The organism is Dietzia aerolata (genome assembly GCF_014144865.1).
Lineage (GTDB): Bacteria > Actinomycetota > Actinomycetes > Mycobacteriales > Mycobacteriaceae > Dietzia > Dietzia aerolata.
In genome coordinates, this window is the sequence record NZ_JAALDM010000213.1 from 1 (window position 1) to 7,290 (window position 7,290).

Sequence of the window (7,290 nt, forward strand, 5' to 3'; positions counted from 1 at the left end):
CGAATCGACGTCGTAGAGCCTCGGGAGCAGTGACGCGATGGTGGATTTCCCAGCCCCAGAGGAGCCGACTAGGGCGATCATCTGGCCGGGATCGGCGCGGAAGGAGATCCCGTGGAGCACCTCCTCGCCGCCACGGTTGTCCAGGACGGCGACCTCCTCGAGGGAGGCCAGGGAGACCTTGTCGGCCGAGGGGTAGGAGAAGTGGACGTCGTCGAACTCGATGGTCACGGGCCCCTCGGGGAGGTCCACGGCGTCGGGCGCGTCCTTGAGGAGCGGCTCGAGATCGAGCACCTCGAAGACCCGCTCGAAGCTGACTATCGCGGTGACGATGTCCATCGGCGCGTTGGCCAGGGCGGTCAGCGGACCGTAGAGCCGGGTCAGCAGCAGGGCCAGGGCGACGACCGACCCGGCGTCCAGGGTGCCGTTGAGGGCGAACCAGCCGCCCAGGCCGTAGACGAGCGCCAGCGCGAGAGTCGAGACGAGGGTCAGCGAGTTCATGAACACGCTCATCAGCAGCGCGGTACGCACACCGATGCCGCGAACCCGGCCGGCGCGCGCCGCGAACTCGGTGGACTCGGCATCCGGTCGGCCGAACAGCTTGACCAGGGTGGCGCCGCCGGCGTTGAAGCGCTCTGTCATCTGGTCGTTCATCGACGCGTTGAGGTTGGAGGCCTCACGACGCAACGTGGCCAGGCGGCGTCCGACGTAGCGGGCCGGGAACAGGAAGATCGGGAGCAACAGCACCGACAGCAGGGTGAGTTGCCAGTTGATACCGGCCATGACGATGAGCGTCAGCACCAGTTGCACCAGGTTGGACACGACCCCGGACAGGGTGTCGGAGAACGCGCGCTGGGCGCCCATCACGTCGTTGTTCAGGCGGCTGACCAGCGCGCCGGTGCGGGTGCGCATGAAGAAGGCGATGGGCATGGTCTGCACGTGGTCGAACACCGCCCGGCGCAGGTCCAGGATCAGTCCCTCCCCGATGCGCGCGGACCACAGCCGCGTGAAGATCGCCGTGACGGCCTCGACCACGCCGATCGCGGCGATCGCCAGTGCCAGCATCACCACGACCCGCGGCGCGTCGTGTGCGACGATCGCGTCCACCACCCGCCCGGCCAGGAGCGGGGTGACCACGGCGAGCGTTGCCCCGAACACCGACAAGATCAAAAAGATCACGATCCGCCGGCTGTGCGGGCGCGCGAACTGCCCGATCCGCCGGAAATTCTCGCGGGTGAACACGCTCCGGTCGAGGGTGATGTTGTTGTTCTCGGCCCGCATGAGCGTGCGCATCGCGGCCTGTTGCATCGTCACGTCGGGCCACTCCTTCCGGGTCGGAGCAAGCCTCCGACGACCCGCTTGTAGAACGTCGTGAACAGGGTCGATATTCCGTCTCGAAGTGGGGCTGACGTTGTCGTCGTCGTCAGGTCTTGACCTTGATCTTGGTCTTGATCTTGACCTTGTTTTTGACCTTGATCGTGGTCTTGAGCGAAACCCTCGCGTGGACAAAGAAGGCCATCGTGTCTAGACACGGCCCGCGAGTTTGTCTAAACTCGGGCCAACAGAGTGGGATATGCCACACTGTCGTGATTCTGGGAAGGTCGTCAGCAATGTCGAGCACCGAGTACATCCGGCCCACCGGCGGCGGGCGCGAGCACGAGCACGCCGATGTGCACGCGCACCACGCGCAGACGCACGAGCACGGCCATGGCCACGCGCATGCCGATGTCGAGCCCTACCCCTGGACCGACGCCAAGCGGTACCTCTGGCTGCTCGGCCTCATCCCCGCCGCGGGCCTGTTCCTGTCGCTCCCGCTGGTCGCGGGCTTCAACGCGCTCGGCTGGGGCATCGCGGCAACCCTCTCGTGGTACCTGCTGCCGTTCCTCGTCTACGTCGCGGTGCCGCTCGGCGACTACCGTATCGGCGTTGACGGCGAGAACCCGCCGGACGAGGTGATGGACCGGCTCGAAGCCGACCCGTTCTACCGCTGGTGCACCTACCTGTACATCCCGTTCCAGTACGGCGCGCTGATCCTGGCCTGCTACCTCTGGAGCGCCGACGACCTGTCGTGGCTCGGCTACGACGGCGGGCTCGGCATCGCTGCGGCGATCGGCGTGGCCTGGACCGTCGCGATCACCGGCGGCATCGGCATCAACACCGCCCACGAGCTCGGCCACAAGATCGCCGGCAGCGAGAAGTGGCTGTCCAAGGTCGCGCTGGCCACCACCGGCTACGGGCACTTCTTCATCGAGCACAACCGCGGTCACCACGCCCGCGTCGCCACCCCCGAGGACCCCGCCAGCTCGCGGTTCGGCGAGTCCTTCTGGCGGTTCCTGCCGCGCAGCGTGTGGGGCTCCCTGCGTTCGGCCTGGGCGCTGGAGAAGGAGCGGCTCGGGCGTCAGGGCAAGGGCCCGTGGACCCTGCGCAACGACAACCTCAACGCGTGGCTCATGACCGTCGTGCTCTTCGGCGCGCTGATCGCGATCTTCGGCTGGCAGGTGGCACCGTGGCTGATCGTGCAGGCGATCTTCGGATTCTCGCTGCTGGAGGTCGTCAACTACCTCGAGCACTACGGGCTGCTGCGGCAGAAGACCTCCGCCGGGCGATACCAGCGCTGCCGGCCCGAGCACTCGTGGAACTCCGACCACCTGGTCACCAACATCTTCCTGTACCACCTGCAGCGGCACTCCGACCACCACGCCAACCCGATGCGTCGCTACCAGGTGCTGCGCAGCTTCGACGAAGCACCGCAGCTGCCCTCCGGCTACGCCGGGATGATGGTGGTGGCCTACATCCCGCCGCTGTGGCGCAAGGTCATGGACAAGCGCGTCCTGGCGCACTACGACGGCGACATCACCCGCGCCAACATCCAGCCGTCCAAGCGCGAGAAGATCCTCGCCCGGTACGCCCCCGAGGCGCCGGCGGCAGCCGGTGGCGCGACCGGCACCAGGGCGGGCGGCGCGGCAAGCAGCACTGCCGTTGCCGAGCAGGTTGTCGTGGACACCGACATCGTGACCGACCAGGTCTCCCCGACCGGCGAGTACGTGTGCCCCAACTGCGGCAATCACTACTCCGAGAAGGTCGGCCTCCCGCGCGAGGGATTCCCCGCCGGCACCCCCTGGTCCGCCATCCCAGACAGCTGGAGCTGCTCGGACTGCGGCGTACGCGACAAGGTGGACTTCCGGCCGGTGCTGTAGTCGGGTCGGTCGGCCGGGTCGGGTCGGCCTGGTCCGGTCGGGTCGGCGGGTGTGGCAGGCCTGAGAGGCCCGGCAGGCCCCCGTCGGCGATCCACGTCAGCGCGACGAGATCGAATCGGGAACAATGGTCGTCATGCCTCGCCACCGTTTGACCACTGACAGTCGCTCTTCCGGCGGCGAGCGCCGTGGGCGCGTGCCGCTGCGGGCCACAGTGTTCGATGCGATGCACGGGCTCCTGGAAACCCGGGACTGGTCCGGCGTGACCATGTCCGATGTCGCCAAAGCCGCCGGTCTCAGCCGCCAGACGCTCTACAGCACGTTCGGCAACAGGCAGGGTCTCGCCCAGGCGTACGCCCTCCAGCTCTCGGAGCGGTACGCCGGGGAGATCCGCGACTCGATCAACCGGAACCCCGGCCAGGTCGAGACCGCGCTGCACGAAGGGATCAACGGATTCCTGCTCGCCAGCAGCCGAGACCCCCTCATTCGCGCCCTGCTCACCGGCGACATCAAGCCCGACCTGCTGCGGCTCATCACCACCGAGGCCGGGCCGCTAATCGAGCGCGCCACCGAAGTGCTGACCCCGGCACTGTCCGAGAGCTGGATGCAGATCGCGCCCGACCAGGCCCGGCTGGCCGCCTCGATCATCGCCCGCATCGGCATCAGCTTCATCTCGCTCCCGCCCGAGGACCCCGACGAACTCGCCAGCGGCCTCACCGAAGTGGTCGCGCCGTACCTGCAGAAGGTCGTCAAGGTCGGTGCCGAGGGGGACAGCCCCGCCAGCGCCGACGCCTGACCTCGGGCGCAAAGGAGCCGGACGCTGTGTAGCCGGACGCTGTGTAGACGGGCACCGCTGGGCGCACCGCCGGCGACGCCGCGTGCCGCCTACTGACTTCCGTCGGCGACTGTCGAGCGCGTGCCGGGCTGCCCCGGCACCGGGACACTCGCCTCGAGGAACAAGCCCCGGGCCTCGACACACAGCCGGTCCCCGGCATGGATCGTGCCGTGCGTCCACGTCTTCCGGCCGTCGACCTCATGAACCCAGCACCGGAATGTCAGTGGCTGCAGCAACGGGGTGGGTGACCGGTAGTCCAGCTCGTAGTGGGCGGTCATGCCGTAGCGGCCGCCCCAGTGGTTGGCCAGGCCCATCATGTGGTCGATGATCAGCGCGCTGATCCCACCGTGCACGCACCCCGGAGGGCCCTGGTACGCCGGTCCCAGGGTCACCGTGGCCATGACCGATCCGTCGTCGCAGCCCACAAAATCGACGGGCGGCGCGATCGGGTTCTCGGGCCCGGACACCGGATTCGACCGGCGGGTTCCGGCCCCCTTCCACATGGTCTCGAGCCGATCGGCCGGCCCGGCCACACGGGATTCGAGCAGGCTCGCCACCTCGCCCAGGCGGTCCGCGATATCCCCCAGCTCGACCTCCGACATCGCCAGCGCGGCCGATGCGTCACGCAGCCTACGGAGCTCCACCACCACCCGATCGAGGTCGGGATCGGCCGGCGGGATCGCCGGGACCGGCAGTGGATCAAACGACTCCCCCAGCCGTTGGCGCGCGTCCTCGAACGAAAACAGTTCGTCGTCACGCATGCCAGGGAGGGGTACTCCACCAAAACCTGGCCGATCTTCGTTCGTCGTCATACTCTGAAGAGTATGTCGACACCTGTCAATCCGAAACCTTTTGATCCTTCTGCCTACGGTCCGTGGGCGCTCGTCGTGGGCGGCAGCGAGGGCGTAGGCGCCGAAATCGCCTTCCGTCTCGCCGACCAGGGCGTGTCCTCCGTCCTTGTCGCCCGCAAACTCGAGGCCCTCGAGGAGACCGCGGCGGCCGTCCGTGCCAAGGGTGTCGACTGCCGCGTCGTGTCCGCGGACCTCACCGAGGCCGACTCGACCGACAAGATCGCCGAGGCGGTGGAGGGGCTGGACCTGGGCCTGCTCATCCTCAACGCCGGCGCCAACACCTACGGCTCCGAGTTCGTCGAATCCGACATGGCGCAGGTGCAGAAGGTCATAGACCTCAACATCACCTCGCCGATGCAGATCATCCGCCGCTTCGGCCCCGCCCTCAAGGCGCGTGGCAAGGGCGGCATCGTGGTGATGGGATCCATGGCCGGCTACCTCGGGCACGCCGACATGAGCATCTACTCGGCAGCCAAGGCGTTCAGCCGCGTGTTCGTCGAGGGACTGTGGCTCGAGATGCGCGAGTACGGCGTCGACGTGGTGGAGGTCATCCTCGGCGTCACCCGCACACCCGCCATGATCCGCGCCGGCCTCGACATGGACCTGCCCGGCATGACCGTCAGCGAGCCGGACGAGGTGGCCGACGAGGTCATGACCGCCATCGGCAACGGCCCGGTCCACGTTCTCGGCGGCGAGGGCAACGTCAAGGGCGTCGAGTTCACCTCGGGCACCAACCGTGGCCGGATCGTCGCCGGAGCGCACAAGCGCATGCAGGCACTCCGCGGGGAGTAGATCCGCGGCCTACCCCTGACACACGAGAAGAGCCTTCCGCACACCCCGTCTTGGGAAAACGTGTGCGGAAGGCTCTTGTCGATGGCGGCCGGGCGGGCTCAGCCCTCGATGGGCTTGTCCCGGTCCTCGTCGCGGATCCCTCGCGGCTCGATGAACAGCCCCTCGGTGCGCGCGCACAGCGTGTCACCGGTATGAAGCGTGGCCTCGGTCCAGATCTTGCGTCCCTCGGTCCGGATCTGCCGGGCCTCGATACGCAGTGGCTGCAGCAACGGGGTCGGGGACTTGTACGTGACCCGCAGGTCGGCGGTCATCCCGACACTTCCCGCGGCCGCGTTCGCCAGGCCCAGCATCTCGTCGAACAGCAGCGCCACGATTCCGCCGTGGACGCATCCGGGCGGTCCCTGGTATTCGATCCCCAGGGTCAGCTCCACGCGGACGGTGCCGTCGGGGAACACCACCGGCTCCAGCGGAGGCGAGATCGGATTGCGTGAGCCGATCGCCGGGTTCGCCCCGATGTGCTCGGGCACACCCCAGGTCTCGTACGTGAAGGGGTTCACCCGGGTGCCCACCTTCTCGAGGTGGTCGGAGAGCTCCCGGACGGTCGCGACCGCGTCATGGACGTCCTCGAACGTCGAGCCGGCCACCAGACCCCGGAGGCGACGCAGCTCCGCGGCCAGCTCGAGATGACCCGAGCCGTCATCGGGCTGCTGCAGGAAGGGGGCTCCGTCCGCATCGACCGACCCGGGGTCGGTGGTCTCGACGGGCTGCTCGCCGGAGGCGGAAGAATCAGTGCTCACACGTGCGAATCTACTCTGCGCATCAGTGCCCGCCGTCCCGCACCCAACCCTCGGGCCTGACGAACAACCCCTCCGCCGTCGCACACAACTGGTCGCCGGCGTAGATCGCGCCCTGCGACCACACCTTGCGGCCCTCCACCCACACCGGCCCGCCCGTCACCACGATCGGCTCCAACAGCGGGGTGCCGCCGCGGTAGTCGATGTCCAGGTACATGGTCATCCCCGTGGTGCCGGCGTGATGATTCGCCCGGCCCAGAATGGCGTCGAAGATCAACGCGACGAACCCGCCATGGACCCGGCCCGGAGGGCCCTGATACTCGATGCCCAGCGTGAGCTCAGAGCGCAGCCGCCCGTCCTCGAGGAGCTCGTACTCCATCGGCGGGGCCAGCACGTTCGCCCGCCCGACCACCGGACAATTGGCCATGTAGTTCTGATTCGACCACATGGTCTCCAGCCGCTGCTGCGGCGTGGCCGACGCGGCCTCCAGCTCATCGGCCACCTCGCGCAGCCGCTCGGTGAGCGGACCCAGCTCGGTTGCGAACTGACCGCCCGAGGTCAGGGAACGGATGCGTCGCACCTGATCGACGAGGGCGAAGAGGCCGGCCTCGTCGTCGTCGGCACGATCCACGGCAACCCCGGGGCCGCCCGATCGGTCCAGCGCGGCCAGATCCACCTCGGGGCGTGGTCGGCGCGGGGGCGCCGACCTGAGGGTGGACGCGGATCCCACGGTGACCAGCGCGCCAGAACCCGGTGCGGCCGGATCAGGACCGGTCACGGCCGCGCAGCCGCCCCGCGACCCGCGCGGCGACCGAAGAACGAGCCGT

General features: G+C 68.5%; 7 protein-coding genes. 3 read left to right on the plus strand and 4 right to left on the minus strand.

All coding sequences use genetic code 11. The annotated features are described in order from the left end of the window. The coding region (locus G6016_RS12270; protein WP_182632934.1) for an ABC transporter ATP-binding protein at window positions 1-1,305 on the minus strand (1,305 nt) is incomplete at its 3' end. 302 nt (window positions 1,306-1,607) lie between these two features. Between G6016_RS12270 and G6016_RS12275 the strand changes: the two genes are divergently transcribed. Continuing rightward, on the plus strand, window positions 1,608-3,194 hold the full coding sequence (locus G6016_RS12275) for a fatty acid desaturase (protein WP_182632929.1): 1,587 nt from the start codon (window positions 1,608-1,610) through the stop codon (window positions 3,192-3,194). A gap of 133 nt (window positions 3,195-3,327) precedes the next feature. Next, window positions 3,328-3,987, plus strand: coding sequence for a TetR/AcrR family transcriptional regulator (locus G6016_RS12280; RefSeq protein WP_241730271.1), 660 nt, complete (start codon window positions 3,328-3,330; stop codon window positions 3,985-3,987). Between the two features lie 89 nt (window positions 3,988-4,076). Here G6016_RS12280 and G6016_RS12285 read toward each other — a convergent pair whose 3' ends face one another. Further along, window positions 4,077-4,787, minus strand: coding sequence for a PaaI family thioesterase (locus G6016_RS12285; RefSeq protein WP_241730272.1), 711 nt, complete (start codon window positions 4,785-4,787; stop codon window positions 4,077-4,079). A 63-nt stretch (window positions 4,788-4,850) separates the two neighbouring features. Here G6016_RS12285 and G6016_RS12290 point away from each other — a divergent pair, with 63 nt between their 5' ends. Then, a complete protein-coding gene (locus G6016_RS12290) occupies window positions 4,851-5,669 on the plus strand; it encodes an SDR family NAD(P)-dependent oxidoreductase (RefSeq protein WP_182632932.1) in 819 nt (272 codons plus the stop codon). A 98-nt stretch (window positions 5,670-5,767) separates the two neighbouring features. Here the strand turns inward: G6016_RS12290 and G6016_RS17705 are convergent, their stop codons facing one another. After that, window positions 5,768-6,466, minus strand: coding sequence for a hotdog domain-containing protein (locus G6016_RS17705; protein ID WP_182632933.1), 699 nt, complete (start codon window positions 6,464-6,466; stop codon window positions 5,768-5,770). Between the two features lie 22 nt (window positions 6,467-6,488). Continuing rightward, window positions 6,489-7,290 (minus strand): PaaI family thioesterase (locus G6016_RS12300; protein WP_338403600.1); only part of this gene is annotated, 802 nt, incomplete at its 5' end.

What these genes read in the sequence shown, in the direction of transcription:
- G6016_RS12275 (WP_182632929.1), top strand. Translation starts at nt 1,608, where the DNA reads ATGTCGAGCACCGAGTACATCCGGCCCACCGGCGGCGGGCGCGAGCAC.
- G6016_RS12280 (WP_241730271.1), top strand. Translation starts at nt 3,328, where the DNA reads ATGCCTCGCCACCGTTTGACCACTGACAGTCGCTCTTCCGGCGGCGAG.
- G6016_RS12285 (WP_241730272.1), bottom strand. Translation starts at nt 4,787, where the DNA reads ATGCGTGACGACGAACTGTTTTCGTTCGAGGACGCGCGCCAACGGCTG.
- G6016_RS12290 (WP_182632932.1), top strand. Translation starts at nt 4,851, where the DNA reads ATGTCGACACCTGTCAATCCGAAACCTTTTGATCCTTCTGCCTACGGT.